This is a genomic window from Pseudomonas sp. m6p, assembly GCF_055760375.1.
Genome location: NZ_CM147084.1, coordinates 1216731 through 1237431 on the forward strand (window position 1 = coordinate 1216731; position 20701 = coordinate 1237431).

Below are 20701 nucleotides of genomic sequence, written 5' to 3' on the forward strand. Positions count from 1 at the left end.
CGGCTCGCTGCCGGCGTGGCGAGCCAAGGTGTTGACGCCGTTGCGACGTCAACCTGTGGTCAGTTCTAACCAATGAGTCACAGCGAGGGAATGATCGTTTTGTCATAAGGACGTAACGAAAGTAGTGCTACAGCCATAAGTAACGACGGGTTTCATGAAGGTTTCTGCAGCAAACCCCGGTATGATCGGCCCCGCGCTGGATGATGGGGTTAATCCTTTAGTGAGAATGACCCACGTTTGCGCTTGGGTAATATGCGACGAAGGGTCGCTTTAAGACTTTTTGTTTCATCAACTTTTTTATCTGTCCCGGCATCTAAGCTCTTTTAACCCGAGCAGCGGGGATGGAACGGCACACCTTCGTGCCACGCGGGCGTTCTTGTGGAAAAGCGCCTGATTGAAAACCGGATCGGCAATGTGTTGCCGGTTCACTAGCCAAAGGCTCTGGAAATACCATGTCCGATCGTTTCGAACTCTTCCTCACTTGCCCCAAAGGCCTTGAAGGCCTGCTCATCGAGGAAGCCGTCGGGCTTGGCCTTGAAGAGGCCCGCGAGCACACCTCTGCCGTGCGTGGCATGGCGACCATGGAAACCGCTTATCGCCTGTGCCTGTGGTCGCGTCTGGCCAACCGGGTGCTGCTGGTGCTCAAGCGTTTCCCGATGAAAGACGCTGAAGACCTGTACCACGGCGTGCTTGACGTCGAGTGGCAGGATCACATGCTCGCCGACGGCACCCTGGCCGTGGAATTCAGCGGCCACGGCTCGGGCATCGACAACACCCACTTCGGCGCGCTGAAAGTCAAAGACGCCATCGTCGACAAACTGCGTACCCCGCAAGGCGACCGTCCGTCAATCGACAAGCTCAACCCGGATCTGCGCATTCACCTGCGCCTGGATCGCGGCGAAGCGATTCTGTCCCTCGACCTGTCCGGTCACAGCCTGCACCAGCGCGGCTACCGCCTGCAGCAGGGCGCGGCGCCGTTGAAGGAAAACCTCGCGGCAGCGATCCTGATCCGTTCCGGCTGGCCGCGCATTGCGGCCGAAGGCGGCGCGCTGGCTGACCCGATGTGCGGTGTCGGTACGTTCCTCGTCGAAGCCGGGATGATCGCCGCCGACATGGCGCCGAACCTGCGCCGTGAGCAGTGGGGCTTTACCGCCTGGCTGGGCCACGTCCCGGCGCTGTGGAAAAAACTCCATGAAGAAGCCGTCGAGCGTGCCGCTGCCGGTCTGGCCAAGCCGCCGCTGTGGATTCGCGGTTACGAAGCCGACCCGCGCCTGATTCAACCGGGTCGCAACAACGTCGAGCGTGCCGGTCTGAGCGAGTGGATCAAGATCTATCAGGGCGAAGTCGCGACCTTCGAGCCGCGTCCGGACCAGAACCAGAAAGGTCTGGTGATCTGCAACCCGCCGTACGGCGAGCGTCTGGGCGACGAAGCCAGCCTGCTTTACCTCTATCAGAACCTTGGCGAGCGACTGCGTCAGGCCTGCCTGAACTGGGAAGCGGCGGTGTTCACCGGCGCGCCGGATCTGGGCAAGCGCATGGGCATTCGCAGCCACAAACAGTATTCGTTCTGGAACGGCGCGTTGCCGTGCAAACTGCTGTTGATCAAAGTGCTGCCGGATCAGTTCGTCACCGGCGAGCGGCGGACCCCGGAACAGCGTCAGGCCGAGCGTGAGCAAGCTGCTTACGATCAAACCCCGAACGAGCCGCAAGAGCGCAAGTTCAACAAGAACGGCAACCCGATCAAACCGACGCCAGCCCCGGCCCCGGTGATCGAGCAGCCGCGCCTGAGCGAAGGCGGGCAGATGTTTGCCAACCGCCTGCAGAAAAACCTCAAGGCGATGAGCAAGTGGGTCAAGCGCGAAGGCATCGACTGCTACCGCGTCTACGATGCCGACATGCCGGAATACGCCATGGCCATCGACCTGTATCACGACTGGGTGCACGTGCAGGAATACGCCGCGCCGAAGTCGATCGATCCGGAAAAGGCCTCGGCACGCATGTTCGACGCCCTGGCCGCGATCCCCCAGGCGCTGAACGTCGACAAGAGCCGCGTGGTGGTCAAACGCCGCGAGCGCCAGAGCGGCACCAAGCAATACGAACGTCAGGCGGCGCAGGGCAAGTTCAATGAGGTCAGCGAAGGCGGCGTCAAGCTGCTGGTGAACCTCACTGACTACCTCGACACTGGGCTGTTTCTCGATCACCGGCCAATGCGCATGCGCATTCAGAAAGAGGCGGCCGGCAAGCGCTTCCTCAATCTGTTCTGCTACACCGCGACCGCCAGTGTGCACGCGGCCAAGGGCGGTGCGCGCAGCACCACCAGCGTCGACCTGTCGAAGACTTACCTCGACTGGGCGCGGCGCAACCTGTCGCTGAACGGCTTCTCCGACAAGAACCGTCTGGAGCAGGGCGACGTGATGGCGTGGCTGGAAAGCAGCCGCGACGAGTACGACCTGATCTTCATCGACCCGCCGACCTTCTCCAACTCCAAGCGCATGGAAGGCATCTTTGACGTGCAGCGTGACCAGGTGCAGTTGATCGACCTGGCCATGGCACGTCTGGCTCCGGGTGGCGTGCTGTACTTCTCCAACAACTTCCGAAAGTTCCAGTTGGAGGAGAACCTCGCCGAGCGTTACGCGGTCGAGGAAATCAGCGCGCAGACCATTGATCCGGATTTCGCCCGCAATACCAAGATTCACCGCGCCTGGAAAATCACGGCGCGTTGACACTTGCCATGGTTGGATCCACAGAGCCTTGATTTTTAAAGGCTCTTGGATCCGATCAGCGCTAGCCAAATTAATGGCTAATAGCTATAACTCAACGCATGGCCAATGGGGTTTTCCCCCCGAAACAATGGCGTCGTGAGTTGCCCCTATGTCGTTGCACCCCGTGCGCCCAAAGATTCTGGGTTTTATCAGTGAAGACGTCTCGGCCTGGCTGGTCGCGATACTGGTATTGCTCGCCGGCGGGATTCTCACGGGGCTGCTCGCCTGGGCCACCCTCAATCAGTTTCACCATCAACTGCGCCAACGCTTTCAGCTGCTGGCCAATGAGCGTTACAGCCGCATCGAAGAACGTTTCCAGGATCAGGAACAGCGTCTCGACGGCCTGCGCCGTTTTTTCGCCAACTCCGATTCGGTCTCACGTAGCGAATTCGACGGCTATGCCAAACCGCTTCTGTTACGCACCCAGGCCTATTCCTATGCGCCGCGGGTCAGCCATGCCGAGCGTTCGGCGATCGAACAAGCGGTGCGTAGCGAAGGGTTCAGCACCTTCACCTTTCGCGAGCTGAATGCTGACGGCCAGTTGCAGACCGCCGGTGATCGTCCCGAATACGTTCCGGTGATCTACACCCAGAGCCAGAGCCGCTTGCCCACCCCGCTGGGCTATGACCTGCTGGCGCAACCGTTGCGCCGGGCGACGCTGGAACGCGCCGACCGCAGCGGGCACATGGCGGTGTCGCAGCCGTTGCATCTGGTGGGGATTGATCCGGCCTATGCCCGGGGCGTCTTGCTGCTGGCGCCGGTCACCGAGGAGGGCGCGGCGAAAGGTTCTGCGCAAGGGTACGTGATGGCGGTGATCAGCATGCAGCAGTTGCTGGCCGACGGACTGCCGGAGGAAACCCAGGATTTCCTCACGGTGCGTATTCTCGACCTGTCCACCGACGATCAGCATGAAGTGCTCTACGAGTCCGCCAACAAGGCCGGGGCCAGCGACCTGTCCGCGACACGTCTGGTTCGCATGGCCGACCATGATTATCAAGTGGACATTCAGCCCAGCGAGGCATTTTTACAGGCCAACCATTCTTCCATCAGCAGCCTAGTGGTGCTGGGCGCGCTGCTGAGCCTGTTGCTCAGCGCGTTGCTGTATGTGCTGGTCAGTCAACGCCAGCGCGCCCTGCGCATGGTTGAACTGCGCACGCAGGAACTGCACGCCCGCGAGCAGGAGTTGCGCGGCACCCACGGTCAGTTGCGCGGGGTGCTGAATGCCGCGACCCAGGTGGCGATCATTGCCACGGATCTGCGCGGGGTGATCAACACCTTCAACCCCGGCGCGGAACAGATGCTCGGCTACAGCAGCACCGATGTGGTCGGCCACATGACCCTGGAAAACCTGCATCTGCCGCGAGAGCTGGCTGCGCGTTCCGCGGAGTTGAGTGCGCGTTACGGCAAGAGCATTCCGACCTGCCACGCGATGTTGGTCGAGGGCGGTGAAGTGGGCGGTCACGAGGCGCGCGAGTGGACGCTGGTGCGCAGCGACGGCAGTTATCTGCCGGTGAACATGCTTGCCACCCCGGTACTGGATGAGCAGGGTTTGTGGGTCGGGCATCTGGCGATCTGCATCGACATCACCGAGCGCAAGCGCGTGCACGAAGCACTGGCGGCGCGCGATGTATTGCTGAAAAAACTCAGTGCTCATGTGCCCGGCGGCATCTACCAGTTCAAGATGGAGTTCGACGGGCGTTTCAGCGTGATTTATGCCAGCGACGGCATCCGCGAGATCTACGAGCTGGAGCCGGACGTGCTGCTGCTCAATGCCGAGGCGATTTTCACCCGCATTCATCCGCAGGACGTCTCGCGAGTGCGCAGCTCGATCCGCGCTTCGGCGGACAGCCTCAGCCCATGGCGCGAGGAATACCGCGTGCAGTTGCCCGAGCGTGGCCTGCGCTGGGTGCGCGGCGAGGCGACGCCGGAGGAACTGCCGGGCGGCGGCGTGCTGTGGCACGGCTACATCTCGGACATTTCCGACTTGAAACGGGTGGAAGAGGAACTGCGGGCGCTGTCGGTCACCGACTCGCTGACCGGCATCCACAACCGCCGCTACTTCCAGGAACGCCTGACCACCGAAATGGCCCGGGTCGAGCGCGGCGGCGGTGAGCTGTCGGTGATCATGCTCGACATCGACCACTTCAAACGCATCAATGACCAGTACGGTCATGCCGTCGGCGATCGGGTGCTGCAGGCGGTGTGCGAGCGCATCGGCCATCGCTTGCGGCGGACCGATGTGTTCTGTCGTCTCGGTGGCGAGGAATTCATGGTGCTGTGCCCGGACATCGACGGCGAGCACGCGTACATGCTGGCGGTGGAATTGTGGCAAGGCCTGCGCAGCGCGCCGGTGGACGTGGTCGGGGTGGTGACGGCCAGTTTCGGCATCGCCAGCTGGCGTCCGGGGGAAGGCGCGGATGCGCTGCTGCTGCGGGCGGATTCCGGGGTGTATGCGGCGAAGCAGGGTGGGCGCGATCGGGTGGAGCAGATGAGCTAAGCCGTTACACCAATCCCCTGTGGAACCCTGTTTTGTGGCGAGGGAGCTTGCTCCCGCATGAGTGCGTAGCGCTCACAAAATCATTGGGGCCGCTGCGCAGCCCAGCGGAAGCAAGCTCCCTCGCCACAGAGAGTTGCGTCCACAGGTTCAACGGTGGTTTACAGGGCCGAAGCGGTCTGCGGCAAACGTGGCTGCTTGTACAGATCCAGCAGCACCTGATCCAGCACCGACGACGCGCCGAACGGGGCTTTGTCGTTGAGGATCGCCACCACCGCCCAGGTATTGCCGTTGACGTCGCGGCTGAAGCCGGCGATGGCGCGCACGGTGTTCAGGGTGCCGGTCTTGACGTGGGCTTCGCCGCGCATCGCGGTGGTTTTCAGGCGTTTGCGCATGGTGCCGTCGGTGCCGGCAATCGGCAGCGAGCTGATGTACTCGGCAGCGTATGGGCTGTGCCAGGCCGCTTGCAGCATGTTGGCCATCTCGCGGGCGCTGACGCGTTCGGCGCGCGACAGCCCGGAGCCGTTTTCCATCACCAGGTGCGGCGCGGTGATGCCTTTCTTCGCCAGCCACTGGCGGACTACGCGTTGTGCGGCCTTGGCGTCGTCACCGTCGGCTTCGTTGCGGTACTTCTGACCGAGGCTCAGAAACAGCTGCTGGGCCATGGTGTTGTTACTGTATTTGTTGATGTCGCGGATGATTTCCGCCAGATCCGGCGAGTAGGCGCGGGCCAGCAGCTTGGCGCTGCTCGGGGTCGCGGCGAGGCGATCCTTGCCCTGGATGCTGCCGCCCAGTTCTTTCCAGATCGCGCGCACGGCGCCAGCGGTGTAGGTCGCATGGTCGAGCAGTGACAGATAAGTCTGCGAGCTGCAGCCATCGCCCAACTGACCGGCGACGGTCACGGTCACGCTGCCGTCAGGCTGGGTCACCGGGTTGTAGCGCACGCCGCCGGTGCATTGCTTGGAGTTGAGCGCCTTGACCGTGTTTTCGATGCGCACGCTGGCAATCGGCGGTTCCACCGAGATCAGCACCCGGCCACCGTCATTGCGCGCGACGAAGCGCAGGGCCTTGAGGTTGACCAGCAGCGAGTCGGGTTTGACCAGGAACGGTTTGTTCTCGTCGTTGCCGTCGTCGTTGAATTCCGGCAGTTGTGGCTGGATGAAGAAGCTGCGGTCGAGGATCAGGTCGCCGGTGACCTGGGTCACGCCGTTGGCGCGCAGGTCGCGCATCAGCAGCCAGAGTTTTTCCATGTTCAGCTTCGGATCGCCGCCACCCTTGAGGTACAGGTTGCCATTGAGGATGCCGCCACTCAGGTCGCCGTCGGTGTAGAACTCGGTTTTCCACTGATGGTTGGGGCCGAGCATTTCCAGCGAGGCGTAGGTGGTGACCAGTTTCATGGTCGAGGCCGGGTTGACCGAGACGTCGGCGTTGTACACGGTCGGATTGCCCGGGCCGTCGAGCGGGATCATCACCAGCGACAGCGCGGTCGGCTGCAGTTTGCTGGCCTTGAGGGCTTTTTCGACGTTAGGGGTGAGGGCGGTATTGATAGTGGCAGCGGCAACCGGCAGGGCCAGGGGCAGAAGAAGGCCGGCAAGAAACAGAGGACGCAACGATTTGATCATATGAAATAAAACCCTGCAGAAGAGGGGAAAAATAACGAGGGCATGGATGAAAAAGCCCTCAGTGGTCATGAAAGTGTCGGCATTATGCCCCAAGGTGTAACAGCTTGTGCCTTGCCCGGAGCGGCCATTTCGTTATTTTTTTTACAGGCGGTCGGCCACCGTACCCAGAGAGTCGGGCAATTGACCGCTTAAACTGGTAAAGTGCCGGCCGTTATTACTTAAGAGGATTGTTCCAATGGCGACTAACCGTTCCCAGCGTCTGCGCAAAAAACTGTGCGTTGATGAATTCCAAGAGCTGGGTTTCGAACTGAACCTGGACTTCAAAGAAGACTTGTCCGAAGAAGCCATTGACGCTTTCCTCGAAGCATTCATCAAAGAAGCCATGGAAGCCAACGGTCTGGGTTATGTTGGCGGCGATGACTTCGGTCTGGTTTGCCTGCAGAAGCGTGGCTCGGTCAACGAAGAGCAGCGCGCTGCCGTTGAAGCCTGGCTGAAAAACCGTAGCGAACTGACCGGCATGACCGTCAGCCCGCTGCTGGACGTCTGGTATCCGGAAAAGCCGATCAACGCGGCCAAGTGATACTGAAAAAAACGGCGACCTTCGGGTCGCCGTTTTTTTGCAAGATCAAAAGATCGCAGCCTTCGGCAGCTCCTACATCGGGATATGCGTTTCCCTGTAGGCGCTGCCGAAGGCTGCGATCTTTTGCTTTAAGCTTTACGCCAGTTGAGTATCAGCAAGGTCAGCACTCCAGCAACAATTCCCCAGAACGCCGAACCGATGGAAAACAGCGTCAACCCCGACGCCGTGACCATGAACGTGATCAGCGCCGCCTCGCGTTCTTTCACCTCGGTCATGGCAATGCTCAAACCGTTGATGATTGAACCGAACAGCGCCAATGCGGCAATCGACAGCACCAGTTCTTTCGGCAGCGCGGCAAACAGCGCCGCCAATGTCGCGCCGAACACCCCGGCAATCCCGTAGAAAATCCCGCACCAGACCGCGGCGGTGTAGCGTTTGTTGCGATCTTCATGGGCGTGCGGCCCGGTGCAGATGGCTGCGCTGATCGCCGCGAGGTTGATGCCGTGGGAGCCGAACGGCGCCAGCAACAGCGAGGCGATGCCGGTGGTGGTGATCAGTGGCGAGGCCGGGACGTTGTAGCCGTCGGCGCGCAGCACGGCGATGCCGGGCATGTTCTGCGAGGTCATCGCCACCACGAACAGCGGAATGCCGATGCTGATGGTCGCCGCGAGGGAGAAGTGCGGCGTGGTCCAGACCGGCGTCGCCACTTCCAGATGAAAGCCGCTGAAATCCAGCAGCCCCATGAAGCCCGACAGCGCGGTGCCGATCAGCAATGCAGCGAGCACCGCGTAACGCGGCGACAGGCGCTTGACCAGCAGATAGGTGAAAAACATCCCCAGCACCAGCCCGGTACGGTGTTGTGCGGCGACGAAGATTTCGCTGCCGATCTTGAACAGAATCCCCGCCAGCAACGCCGCCGCCAGCGATGCCGGGATTTTTTTCACCAAGCGTTCGAAGCTGCCGGTCAGCCCACAAATGGTCACCAGTACTGCGCAAGTGATGTAGGCGCCGATGGCCTCACCGTAGCTGACACCGCCCAGGCTGGTGATCAGCAGGGCTGCACCGGGGGTCGACCAGGCGATGGTGATCGGTGTGCGATAGCGCAGCGACAAGCCGATCGAACACACCGCCATGCCGATCGAGATCGCCCAGATCCACGAGGAAATCTGTCCGCTGCTTAGGCCCGCCGCTTGCCCGGCCTGGAACATCAGCACCAGCGAACTGGTGTAGCCGGTCATCATTGCAATGAACCCGGCAACGATCGCTGAGGGCGAAGTGTCGGCGAGAGGGCGCAGGCGGGTGTAGGTGGCGTCGTTCATGACGGCGGTGTTCCTTATACAGATGAAGATCCCCGCAATTACGCTGAACTGTGTAGGAGCTGCCGAAGGCTGCGATCTTTTGATTTTGATGTTTGAAAGCAAGATCAAAAGATCGCAGCCTTCGGCAGCTCCTACATAAGAGCAGGTGTGCGCAAAGGCGGATTCTGCGATCAAGCCTAAACTCAATCGTAACGGATCGTTGCAATACAGCCGTGGTCACAAACAGCCATACAGTCGTGTTGCCACCATCCATTGTGTACAATCGCGCTGTTTTTTACGCGATACTTGCCAGCGACCTACTGTGCCGTATTACAGTCACGGTCTATTCGCCGCAGTTCTCCCGACTCGAGTGCCCATGAACGAACAGTTGCAACCCCTCAAGAAACAACCGCGAGCAGGCAAAGCCGGCCGCAGCGGAACCCAGGACGATATTGTCTACGCGCATATCTTCGAGGCCATCCTCGAACAGCGTCTGGCGCCCGGCACAAAATTGAGCGAAGAAGCGCTGGGGGAAATCTTCGGGGTCAGCCGCACCATCATTCGCCGCGCGCTGTCGCGTCTGGCCCATGAAGGCGTGGTGCTGTTGCGGCCGAACCGTGGCGCCGTCGTCGCCAGCCCGAGCGTAGAAGAAGCGCGCCAGGTGTTCATGGCCCGCCGTCTGGTGGAGCGCGCGATCACCGAACTGGCCGTGCAGCACGCCACCGCCGAGCAGATCGCCGAACTGCGCCAGATGGTCAACGACGAGCGTGACAGCTTCTCCCGTGGCGATCGTGGTGCCGGTATCCGTCTGTCCGGCGAATTCCACCTGAAACTGGCCGAAGCGGCGAAGAACGCGCCACTGATCAGCTTCCAGCGCAGCCTGGTCTCGCAGACCTCGCTGATCATCGCCCAGTACGAAAGCGGCAACCGCTCGCATTGCTCCTACGACGAGCACACCCAGTTGATCGACGCCATCGAAGCGCGCAACGGTGAGCTGGCGGTGGACCTGATGATGCACCACATGGATCACATCGACAGCAAGCTCAACCTCGATGAGGAAAGTGCGTCGGATGACCTGCATGCGGTGTTCTCGCATCTGTTGCAAACCAAGAAGCCTGGGCGCCCGGCGGCCAAGCTTTGAGCTGACACCGAGTCGCCCCAATCGCTGGCAAGCCAGCTCCCACAGGGATTTGTGGTGTTCACCGAATCTGCGATACACCGGAAAACCTGTGGGAGCTGGCTTGCCAGCGATAGCAATCTGACAGGCAACAAAAATCCCCCAGGCTGAAAAGCGCTGGGGGATTTTTTATGCCTCGGAAAAACTCAGCGCTGATGCACCAAAGCCCCCGCCGCATACGTCTGCTGCACCGTGCGGTCATCCCCGAGCGTCATCAGCACAAACAACGTTTCGGCAATGTTGTTGGCCTGTTTCAGGCGATAGCTCAGCAGCGGCGTGGCGTTGTAGTCGAGTACCAGGAAGTCCGCATCAGAACCCGGTTGCAGGTTGCCGATCTTGTCTTCCAGGCGCAGTGCCCGCGCACCGCCCAGGGTCGCCAGGTACAGCGACTTGAACGGACTCAACCGCGCACCCTGCAATTGCATGACTTTGTAGGCTTCGTTCAGGGTTTGCAGCAGCGAGAAACTGGTACCGCCGCCGACGTCAGTGCCCAGACCGACGTTCAGTTTGTGCTTCTCGGCCATCGGCAGGTTGAACAGGCCGCTGCCGAGGAAGAAGTTCGAAGTCGGGCAGAACGAGATCGCCGAGCCGGTTTCCGCCAGCCGCGCGCATTCGTCGTCGCACAGGTGCACGCCGTGGGCGAATACCGAGCGCTCGCCGAGCAGCTGGTAGTGATCGTAGACGTCCAGATAGCCCTTGCGCTCCGGGAACAGTTCCTTGACCCACTCGATTTCCTTGAGGTTCTCGCTGATGTGGGTCTGCATGTACAGATCCGGGTATTCGGTCAGCAGTTGGCCGGCGAGGGTCAGTTGTTCCGGGGTGCTGGTCGGGGCGAAGCGCGGGGTAACCGCGTAATGCAGGCGGCCCTTGCCGTGCCAGCGCTCGATCAGCGCCTTGCTCTCGACGTAGCTGGATTCGGCGGTGTCGATCAGATAGTCCGGCGCGTTGCGGTCCATCATCACCTTGCCGGCGATCATCCGCAGGTCGAGCTTCTCGGCGGCCTCGAAAAACGAATTCACCGACTGCGGATGCACGCTGCCGAACACCAGCGCAGTGGTGGTGCCGTTGCGCAGCAGTTCCTTGATGAAGATATCGGCCACGTCGTCGGCGTGGGCCTTGTCACCGAACTGGCTTTCGCACGGGAAGGTGTAAGTGTTGAGCCAGTCCAGCAGTTGCTCGCCGTAGGCCCCGACCATACCGGTTTGCGGCAGGTGGATGTGGGTGTCGATGAAGCCCGGGGTGATCAGCGCGTCCTGATAGTGGGTGATCTCGATGTCCGCCGGCAGGGTCGGCAGCAATTCGCTGGCGTGGCCGAGGGCACTGATCTTGCCGCCATCGACCACCAGCAGGCCGTCCTCGAAATATTCGTAGGAGGCTTCGATCCCGACCTCGGCGGGGTCGGCGATGCTGTGCAGGATGGCGGCGCGGTAGGCTTTGCGAGTCAGAGGCATGAGGGTTCTCTAATCAGTTTGAGGCTTTGAGTGTGGCGGCCTGACTGCGCCGGGAAACCGGCAGCAGTTTGGCAATCGGTTCGGCGCTGGCGCTGTGCTGGCCGAAATTGGCGTTATAGGTGGCGATGATTTCGCCGGCGATGGAGATGGCGATTTCCACAGGCAGTTTGCCTTTGACTTCGCCAATGCCCATCGGGCAGCGCATGCGTTGCACGACGCCGCTGTCGAAACCGCGATCCCGCAGGCGATGTTCGAACTTGGCCCGTTTGGTCTTCGAACCGATCAGGCCGAAGTAAGCGAAGTCGTTGCGCTTGAGGATCGCGGCAGTGAGTTCCAGGTCGAGCTGATGGTTGTGGGTCATGACGATGCAGTAGCTGCCGGCGGGCAGGTCATCGATTTCATCCACAGGCTCTTCGGCGACGATTTTACGCACGCCATGGGGGATCTGTTCGGGGAATTCCTCTTCCCGCGAATCGATCCAGCGTACCCGGCACGGCAGGCTGGCGAGCAGCGGCACCAGCGCGCGGCCGACATGCCCGGCGCCGAACACGGCGATCTGCGCCTGCACCTGGCCCATCGGTTCGAACAGCAGCACGGTTGCGCCGCCGCAGCACTGGCCGAGGCTGGCACCCAGGCTGAAACGCTCCAGATGGGTGTCCTGCTTGCCGCTGGCGAGCATCTCGCGGGCGATCTGCATGGCTTTGTATTCCAGATGCCCGCCACCGATGGTGTCAAAGGTCTGTTTCGCGCTGACGACCATCTTCGAGCCGGCGTTGCGCGGGGTCGAGCCGAGTTCTTCGATGATCGTCACCAGAACGCAGGGTTCACCCTGGTTCTGCAGGTCGGCGAGGGCGTCGATCCAGTTGTACATGTTCACCTCGACATCTGTCGTTGTCTGTTCGGGCCGCATCGCTGGCAAGCCAGCTTCCACAGGTTTTGTGGTGTACCGCAAATCCTGAAATCACCACGGATCACTGTGGGAGCTGGCTTGCCAGCGATTGGCCGCGCCTCGGTCTAGAGCGGAGCCAACTCGGTTTCAGCTTCGACCGCTTTCACCGTCTTGAGCTGGCGCATCTGCTCACACCCCCACAACACCCGCTCCGGGGTCGCCGGTGCGTCGATCTGCGGCTGATGCTTATAGTCACCGAGGCTCGCCACCGCGTCCTTGATCGCGCACCACGCGGCAATCCCGAGCATGAACGGCGGCTCACCCACAGCCTTGGAATGGAACACCGTGTCTTCCGGGTTCTTGCGGTTTTCCACCAGCTTCACCCGCAGGTCCAGCGGCATGTCCGCCACGGCCGGGATCTTGTAGCTGGCCGGGCCGTTGGTCATCAGCTTGCCCTTGTTGTTCCAGACCAGCTCCTCCATGGTCAGCCAGCCCATGCCCTGGACGAAACCACCCTCGACCTGACCGATGTCGATCGCCGGGTTCAGCGAGGCACCGACGTCGTGGAGGATGTCGGTACGCAGCATCTTGTACTCGCCGGTCAGGGTGTCGACGATCACTTCGCAGCACGCCGCACCGAAGGCGAAGTAGTAGAACGGCCGACCACGGGCCTGGCTGCGGTCATAGTAGATTTTCGGGGTCTTGTAGAAGCCGGTGCTCGACAGCGAGACCTGATTGAAATACGCCAGTTGAATCAACGCTTCGAAGGTCATGATGTGGTCACGCACGCGCACATGGCCGTTGTGGAATTCCACGTCTTCTTCGCTGACCTTGTAGTGCCGCGCGGCGAATTCCACCAGACGCTGCTTGATGATCTCGGCGGCGTTCTGCGCAGCCTTGCCGTTGAGGTCGGCACCGCTGGAAGCCGCAGTCGGCGAGGTATTCGGCACTTTGTCGGTGTTGGTCGCGGTGATCTGCACCCGATCCATTTCCACCTGGAACACTTCGGCCACCACCTGCGCGACTTTGGTGTTGAGGCCCTGGCCCATTTCCGTGCCGCCGTGGTTCAAGTGGATGCTGCCGTCGGTGTAGACGTGGATCAGCGCACCGGCCTGGTTGAGGAAACTGGCGGTGAAGGAAATGCCGAATTTCACCGGGGTCAGCGCCAGGCCTTTTTTCAGGATCGGGCTGTTGGCGTTGTAGCGGCGGATCGCTTCGCGGCGCTCGGCGTACTGGCTGCTTTCTTCCAGCTCGGCGGTCATCTCTTCGAGCATGTTGTGCTCGACGGTCTGGTAGTAGTGGGTGACGTTGCGCTCGGTCTTGCCGTAGTAGTTAGCCTTGCGCACCGCCAGCGGATCGAGGTTGAGATGACGGGCAATCGCGTCCATCACTTCTTCGATGGCGACCATCCCTTGCGGGCCGCCGAAACCACGGTAAGCAGTGTTCGACGCGGTGTTGGTCTTGCAGCGGTGACCGTTGATGGTCGCGTCGCCGAGGTAATAAGAGTTGTCCGAGTGGAACATCGCCCGGTCAACGATCGAGGCGGACAGGTCCGGCGAACAGCCGCAGTTGCCGGCCAGGTCCATGGCGATGCCGTGCAGGCGCCCGCTGCTGTCGAAGCCAACGTCGTACTCGACATAGAACGGGTGGCGCTTGCCGGTCATCAGCATGTCTTCGACCCGTGGCAGGCGCATCTTGGTCGGCTGGCCGGTGAGGTGCGCGATCACCGCGCACAGGCACGCCGGGCTCGCGGCCTGGGTTTCCTTGCCGCCAAAACCACCGCCCATGCGGCGCATGTCGACGACGATCTTGTTCATCGACACGTCGAGCACTTCGGCCACCAGCTTCTGCACTTCGGTGGGGTTCTGCGTCGAGCAGTAGACGATCATGCCGCCGTCTTCGGTGGGCATGACCGAGGAGATCTGGGTTTCCAGATAAAAGTGTTCCTGGCCGCCGATGTGCAGCGTGCCTTGAATGCGGTGTTCGGCGGTGGCCAATGCCGAGGCCGAATCGCCGCGCTGATGGGTGTGGCTGTCGAGCACGAAGTGACGTTTGCGCAGGGCTTCGACCACGTCGAGCACCGGTTCGAGATCTTCGTATTCGATGATCGCCGCCATGGCCGCTTTGCGTGCGGTTTCCAGGTCTTTCGCCGCCACGGCCAGTACCGGTTGCCCGACGAACTGCACGTCATCGATCGCCAGCAGCGGATCGCCCGGCAGCAGCGGACCGATGTCTTTCAGGCCCGGCACGTCTTCGTGGGTGATCGCAATGCGCACGCCTTCGAAGGCGTAGCAGGGGCTGGTGTCGATGCGGAGGATTTTCGCGTGGGCGCGGTCCGACAGCCGTGCGTAAACGTGCAGTTGATTGGGGAATTCCAGGCGATCATCGATGTACTGCGCTTCACCGGACACATGCTTGGCGGCGCTGTCGTGCTTGACGCTGCGGCCGACGCCGGTGGTCAGGTCCCTGGCGAACAGTTCCGCCAGTTCGGCTTGAGTCTTCTCTACGGCGTGATGGTTAGACATAAGCGGTCACCCGAGTCTCGATGTGCGGTGTTTGCAGTTCGATGAAGTATTTGCGCAGCAGGTTCTGCGCGCTGAGCAGGCGATATTCCTTGCTGGCGCGGAAGTCCGAGAGCGGCGTGAAGTCTTCGGCCAGTGCGGCGCAGGCGCGTTCGATCACAGCGTTGTTGAACGGCTGGCCGAGCAGCACGGCTTCGCAATGCGCGGCGCGTTTGGGGATCGCGGCCATGCCGCCGAACGCCACGCGTGCGTCAGTGATCACGCCGTTTTCGACGCGCAGATTGAAGGCGGCGCAGACGGCGGAAATGTCATCGTCCAGACGCTTGGAGACCTTGTAGGCGCGGAAACGCTGCTCGGCCGTGGCGCGCGGGACGATGATCTTCTCGATGAACTCGCTTTCCTGACGGGCGGTGACCTTGTAGTCGATGAAGTAATCTTCTAGGTTCAGCGTGCGCCGGGTTTCACCTTTGCACAGCACCACCTGCGCGCCGAGGGCGATCAGCAGCGGTGGCGAGTCACCGATCGGCGAGGCGTTGCCGATGTTGCCGCCGAGGGTGCCCTGGTTGCGGATCTGCAGCGAGGCGAAGCGGTGCAGCAGTTCGCCAAAGTCCGGATATTCGGCAGTCAGCGCTTCGTAGCAATCGGAGAGGGCGGTGGCGGCGCCGATTTCGAGGCGGTCATCGAAGCTTTCGATGCGCTTCATTTCGGCGACGTTGCCGACGTAGATCATCACCGGCAGGGTGCGGTGAAACTGGGTGACTTCCAGCGCCAGATCGGTGCCGCCGGCCAGCAGTCGCGCTTGTGGGTAAGCGTCATACAGATCGGCCAGATCGGCGACGGTCAGCGGCACCAGGCAGCGCTTGTCGCCACTGTTGAGTTCACCGATATCGGTCGGGGCGATGGCTTTGAGGCGGGCGATGGTCTCGGCTTCGCGGGCGTCGAACTGGTCCGGTTGCTTGCCACAGCACGATTGCTCGGCGGCGGCGAGGATCGGCCGGTAGCCGGTGCAGCGGCAGAGATTGCCGGCCAGCGCTTCGTGCGCCTTGGCCTGATCCGGTGCATCGCTGTTCTTTTGCAGGGCGAACAGCGACATGACGAAACCGGGGGTGCAGAAGCCGCACTGCGAGCCGTGGCACTCGACCATGGCTTTCTGCACGCTGTGCAGTTCGCCCTGGTGCTTGAGGTCTTCGACGCTGATCAGTTGTTTGCCATGCAGCGACGACACAAAGGTCAGGCACGAGTTGAGGCTGCGATAGCGAATGTATTCGCGGCCGGCGTCATCGGTTTGCAACTCGCCGACCACCACCGTGCAGGCGCCGCAGTCGCCGCTGGCGCAGCCTTCTTTGGTGCCGGATTTACCTACATGCTCACGCAGGTAATTGAGCACGGTCAGATTCGGGTCCAGGGCGTGCTCGCTACGGAGTTCCTGGTTAAGTAAAAACTGGATCACGGAAGGCCTCGCAGACTCATTATTGTTGTTAACCGACGTGAGCCGAATTTAGCAGGTCTGACTTTTCGGTCAATGGTTTTCTGACTTAAAGGTCAGGAAAATCGGTTTTGTCGATTAACGCGTGCTCTATTGAGTATTGACCCTGAGCGGAACCACTGCTTTTTTGCTTGAATCGTGCCAAAAAGCGCCGTGCGGGCACTCCGCCATGCACGTGCATTTGCGCTACACTGCGCCGCTTGTGCAGATCGAAGAGTTTGAAGGACAACCATGACGTTCAAGGCGCCGGACAGCCTCGCCGAGCAAATCGCTCACCACCTCGCCGAACGCATCATTCGCGGCGAAATGAAGCCGGGAGAGCGCATTCAGGAACAGAAGGTCACGCTGGCCCTCAATGTCAGCCGCGGATCGGTCCGCGAAGCCTTGCTGATCCTCGAACGCCGCCACCTGATCGCGATCCTGCCGCGACGTGGCGCCCATGTCACCGAACTCACCGCGCACAAGGTGCAGAGCCTGTGCACGCTGATGAGCGAGCTGTACATCCTGCTCGGCAATGCGGTTGCCAACGGCTGGCAGACCCAGGCCGACATGGCGCCGTTCGTGCAGATCCAGCAGCGCCTGACCGCCAGCTACGAGCGTCAGGACATCCGCACCTTCGTCGACGACAGCTTCGCCGTGATGCGCGCGGCGTACCCGTTTGCCAACAACCCGTACCTGCAAGAGACCGTCGAGAATCTGCAGCCGGCCATGAGTCGCGCCTACTTCCTCGCCCTCGAACAGCGCAAGGCCGAAATGAGCGAGTTCCTCGAACTGTTCGAACGCCTGCTGGCCGCTGTGCTCGCCCGTGATTTGCCGCAGATTCGCATCGTGCTGACGGCTTATGCCCAGCGCAGCAGCGATCTGGTGGTCTCCGCCCTGACGGTTGCCTGAGCGTGCGGCTAAAGTGCATCAAACTGGCGGGGTTCAAGTCCTTCGTCGACCCGACCACGGTGAACTTCCCCAGTAACATGGCGGCAGTCGTCGGGCCGAACGGTTGCGGCAAGTCGAACATCATCGACGCCGTACGCTGGGTGATGGGCGAGAGTTCGGCGAAGAACCTGCGTGGCGAGTCGATGACCGACGTCATCTTCAATGGCTCGACCAGCCGCAAACCGGTGAGTCAGGCGAGCATCGAACTGGTGTTCGACAACTCCGACGGCACCCTGGTCGGCGAATACGCGGCGTACGCCGAGATTTCCATTCGCCGCAAGGTCACCCGCGACAGCCAGAACAGCTATTTCCTCAACGGCGCCAAATGCCGCCGTCGCGACATCACCGACATCTTCCTCGGCACCGGCCTCGGCCCGCGCAGCTACTCGATCATCGAGCAGGGGATGATCTCCAAGCTGATCGAAGCCAAGCCGGAAGACCTGCGTAACTTCATCGAAGAAGCGGCGGGCATCTCCAAGTACAAGGAGCGTCGGCGCGAAACCGAAAACCGCATCCGCCGCACCCACGAAAACCTGGCGCGTCTGACTGACCTGCGTGAAGAGCTGGAGCGCCAGCTCGAACGCCTGCACCGGCAGGCCGAGTCCGCCAAGAAGTATCAGGAATACAAAGCCGAAGAGCGCCAGCTCAAGGCGCAACTGTCGGCCCTGCGCTGGCAGGATCTGAATGATCAGGTCGGCCAGCGCGAATCGATCATCGGCAACCAGGAAGTCAGTTTCGAAGCGCTGGTCGCCGAGCAGCGCAATGCCGATGCCGCCATCGAGCGCCTGCGCGACGGGCACCATGAACTGTCCGAACGCTTCAATCTGGTGCAGGGACGCTTCTATTCGGTCGGCGGCGACATCGCCCGGGTCGAGCAGAGCATCCAGCACGGCCAGCAGCGCTTGCGTCAGTTGCAGGACGATCTGAAAGAAGCCGAGCGCGCGCGTCTGGAAACCGAATCGCACCTGGGCCACGACCGCACGTTGCTGCTGACCCTCGGCGAAGAGCTGGACATGCTCATCCCCGAGCAGGAAGTCACCAGCGCCGCCGCCGAAGAAGCCGCCGCCGCGCTTGAAGATTCCGAAAGCGTCATGCACGGCTGGCAGGAGCAGTGGGACACCTTCAACCTGACCGCCGCCGAACCCCGGCGTCAGGCCGAAGTGCAGCAGTCGCGGATCCAGCAACTGGAAACCAGCATGGAACGGCTGGCCGATCGGCAAAAGCGTCTCGCCGAGGAGCGCGACTTGCTCTCCGCCGACCCGGAAGACGCGGCGATCATGGCACTCAACGAGCAGCTCGCCGAATCCGAAGCGACCCTCGAAGATTTGCAGACCAGCGAAGAAGCGCAGGTCGAAAAACTTGAACAACTGCGTCAGGAATTGCAGCAGGCACTGACCGCGCAGCAACAGGCGCAGGGCGATTTGCAGCGGCTCAACGGACGACTGGCCTCGCTGGAAGCCTTGCAACAAGCCGCGCTCGACCCGGGCACCGGCACCGCCGAATGGCTGAAGGAACACAACCTCGCCGAACGGCCGCGTCTGGCCGAAGGCTTGAAGGTCGAGGCTGGTTGGGAACTGGCGGTGGAAACCGTGCTCGGCGCCGATCTGCAAGCGGTGCTGGTGGACGACTTCAACGGTTTCGATCTGTCCGGTTTCACCCAAGGGGATTTGCGCCTGCTCAGCCCCGCCAGTGATGGCGTGCGCGTCGCGGGCAGTTTGCTGGATAAAGTCGAGGCGCAGATCGATCTGTCGCCATGGCTCGGCCAGGTCAAACCGGTCGACAGCCTCGAACAGGCGCTGGCCCTGCGCGGGCAGTTGAGTGCCGGGCAGAGCCTGATCAGTCGCGACGGTTACTGGGTTGGCCGACACTTTCTGCGCGTACGTCGCGCCAGTGAAGCCGAGAGCGGCATGCTCGCCCGTGGCCAGGAAATCGAGACGTTGCAGGCCGAGCGCGAAGAGCGCGAAGCCACGGTCGAAGCCATGGAAACCCGCTTGCAGACTTTGCGTGCGCAACAGCGTCAGCAGGAAAACGGCCGCGAACATTTGCGTCGCCTGCTGCAGGATGAAGCCCGTTCCCAAGGTGAATTGAAAGCCCAGTTGTCTGCCGGTAAAGCCAAGGCTGAACAACTGACGCTGCGCCGCACGCGGCTTGACGAAGAGCTGATCGAGCTCGCCGAGCAGCGCGAGCTTGAGCACGAACAGGTCGGCGAAGCGCGCATGCAATTGCAGGAAGCGCTCGATGCCATGGCGCTGGACACCGAGCAGCGCGAGTTGCTGCTGGCCCAGCGTGACAGCCTGCGCGAACGCCTTGATCGCGTGCGTCAGGAAGCCCGGCAGCACAAGGATCACGCCCATCAACTGGCGGTGCGTCTCGGTTCGCTGCGTGCGCAGCACGATTCCACGCGTCAGGCGTTGGAACGTCTGGAGATGCAGGCCGAGCGCCTGACCGAAAAGCGTGAGCAGTTGAGTCTGAATCTGGAGGAGGGCGAGGCACCGCTGGAAGAGCTGCGCCTGAAACTCGAAGAACTGCTCGACAAGCGCATGACCGTCGACGAGGAGCTGAAGACCGCGCAGATCGCGCTGGAAGACGCCGACCGCGAACTGCGCGAGGCGGAAAAGCGCCGGACCCAGGCCGAGCAGCAATCGCAATTGATCCGTGGCCAGCTCGAACAGCAGCGCATGGAATGGCAAGCACTGACCGTGCGGCGCAAGGCGTTGCAGGATCAATTGCTCGAAGACGGCTACGATCTCAATGGCGTGCTCGCGACCTTGACGCCTGAGGCCAGTGAACGCGCAGCCGAAGAAGAACTCGAACGGATCAATGCGCGGATTCAGCGCCTGGGCGCGATCAACCTCGCGGCCATCGACGAATACACCCAACAATCCGAGCGTAAACGTTATCTGGATGCGCAGGACGCCGATCTGGTCGAAGCATTGGAGACCCTGGAAAACGTCATTCGCAAGATCGACAAGGAAACCCGTAACCGCTTCAAAGATACCTTTGATCAGATCAATGGCGGTTTACAGGCGCTTTTCCCGAAAGTTTTCGGTGGCGGCAGCGCGTATTTGGAACTGACGGGCGAAGATCTACTCGATACAGGGGTGACGATCATGGCGCGGCCGCCAGGAAAGAAGAACAGCACCATCCATTTGCTCTCTGGCGGGGAAAAAGCCCTGACCGCACTGGCACTGGTTTTTGCGATCTTCAAATTGAATCCGGCGCCGTTCTGCATGCTCGATGAAGTTGACGCGCCACTGGATGACGCTAACGTTGGACGCTACGCACGATTGGTTAAAGAGATGTCGCAGACTGTGCAGTTCATCTATATCACCCACAACAAAATCGCCATGGAAATGGCCGATCAACTGATGGGCGTGACGATGCACGAGCCGGGTTGTTCGCGACTGGTTGCAGTGGATGTCGAGGAGGCAATGGCGATGGTGGACGCCTGAGTCAGCGTGGTGTCGGAAGGGTATAAGTAGTCTGTAGG

At 61.4% G+C, this 20701-nt stretch carries 12 protein-coding genes; 6 read left to right on the top strand and 6 right to left on the bottom strand.

The annotated features are described in order from the left end of the window. The first annotated feature begins 452 nt into the window (after positions 1-452). Together rlmKL and ACYZUM_RS05745 are read left to right on the top strand one after the other, a co-directional pair. Entirely contained in the window at positions 453-2723 is a 2271-nt protein-coding gene (rlmKL, locus tag ACYZUM_RS05740; protein WP_108182163.1) for a bifunctional 23S rRNA (guanine(2069)-N(7))-methyltransferase RlmK/23S rRNA (guanine(2445)-N(2))-methyltransferase RlmL, read from the top strand. Between the two features lie 148 nt (positions 2724-2871). Then, positions 2872-5259 carry a sensor domain-containing diguanylate cyclase gene (locus ACYZUM_RS05745; protein WP_108182164.1) on the top strand — a complete coding sequence of 796 codons (2388 nt, stop codon included), beginning with the start codon at positions 2872-2874 and terminating at the stop codon, positions 5257-5259. A 158-nt stretch (positions 5260-5417) separates the two neighbouring features. On the opposite strand, the gene dacB is transcribed toward ACYZUM_RS05745, so the two are convergent. Continuing rightward, the gene (gene dacB / locus ACYZUM_RS05750) at positions 5418-6878 is read right to left on the bottom strand and encodes a D-alanyl-D-alanine carboxypeptidase/D-alanyl-D-alanine endopeptidase (protein ID WP_086794912.1); all 1461 of its coding nucleotides are present in this window, start codon (positions 6876-6878) and stop codon (positions 5418-5420) included. Between the two features lie 235 nt (positions 6879-7113). Between dacB and ACYZUM_RS05755 the strand changes: the two genes are divergently transcribed. Continuing rightward, the gene (locus ACYZUM_RS05755) at positions 7114-7458 is read left to right on the top strand and encodes a YggL family protein (protein ID WP_003223308.1); all 345 of its coding nucleotides are present in this window, start codon (positions 7114-7116) and stop codon (positions 7456-7458) included. 128 nt (positions 7459-7586) lie between these two features. On the opposite strand, the gene ACYZUM_RS05760 is transcribed toward ACYZUM_RS05755, so the two are convergent. Further along, on the bottom strand, positions 7587-8777 hold the full coding sequence (locus ACYZUM_RS05760) for a benzoate/H(+) symporter BenE family transporter (protein ID WP_041067769.1): 1191 nt from the start codon (positions 8775-8777) through the stop codon (positions 7587-7589). 355 nt (positions 8778-9132) lie between these two features. On the opposite strand from ACYZUM_RS05760, the gene ACYZUM_RS05765 reads away from it, so the two are divergent. Beyond that, on the top strand, positions 9133-9897 hold the full coding sequence (locus ACYZUM_RS05765; protein WP_007961054.1) for a GntR family transcriptional regulator: 765 nt from the start codon (positions 9133-9135) through the stop codon (positions 9895-9897). 182 nt (positions 9898-10079) lie between these two features. On the opposite strand, the gene guaD is transcribed toward ACYZUM_RS05765, so the two are convergent. The 4 genes from guaD to xdhA form a co-directional block, all read right to left on the bottom strand. Next, the gene (gene guaD, locus ACYZUM_RS05770; RefSeq protein ID WP_108182165.1) at positions 10080-11384 is read right to left on the bottom strand and encodes a guanine deaminase; all 1305 of its coding nucleotides are present in this window, start codon (positions 11382-11384) and stop codon (positions 10080-10082) included. A 13-nt stretch (positions 11385-11397) separates the two neighbouring features. Further along, complete coding sequence (xdhC, locus tag ACYZUM_RS05775; protein ID WP_108182166.1) at positions 11398-12255, bottom strand: xanthine dehydrogenase accessory protein XdhC; 858 nt, start codon at positions 12253-12255, stop codon at positions 11398-11400. Positions 12256-12398: 143 nt separating this feature from the next. Then, entirely contained in the window at positions 12399-14798 is a 2400-nt protein-coding gene (xdhB, locus tag ACYZUM_RS05780; protein ID WP_108182167.1) for a xanthine dehydrogenase molybdopterin binding subunit, read from the bottom strand. Continuing rightward, positions 14791-16245 carry a xanthine dehydrogenase small subunit gene (xdhA, locus tag ACYZUM_RS05785; protein ID WP_108182168.1) on the bottom strand — a complete coding sequence of 485 codons (1455 nt, stop codon included), beginning with the start codon at positions 16243-16245 and terminating at the stop codon, positions 14791-14793. The genes xdhB and xdhA overlap by 8 nt, the downstream gene beginning before the upstream one ends. A 267-nt stretch (positions 16246-16512) precedes the next feature. Here xdhA and ACYZUM_RS05790 point away from each other — a divergent pair, with 267 nt between their 5' ends. Together ACYZUM_RS05790 and smc are read left to right on the top strand one after the other, a co-directional pair. Beyond that, complete coding sequence (locus ACYZUM_RS05790) at positions 16513-17172, top strand: GntR family transcriptional regulator (RefSeq protein WP_041067784.1); 660 nt, start codon at positions 16513-16515, stop codon at positions 17170-17172. 2 nt (positions 17173-17174) lie between these two features. Beyond that, positions 17175-20663 carry a chromosome segregation protein SMC gene (gene smc, locus ACYZUM_RS05795; RefSeq protein ID WP_108182169.1) on the top strand — a complete coding sequence of 1163 codons (3489 nt, stop codon included), beginning with the start codon at positions 17175-17177 and terminating at the stop codon, positions 20661-20663. The last annotated feature ends 38 nt before the right edge of the window (positions 20664-20701 follow it).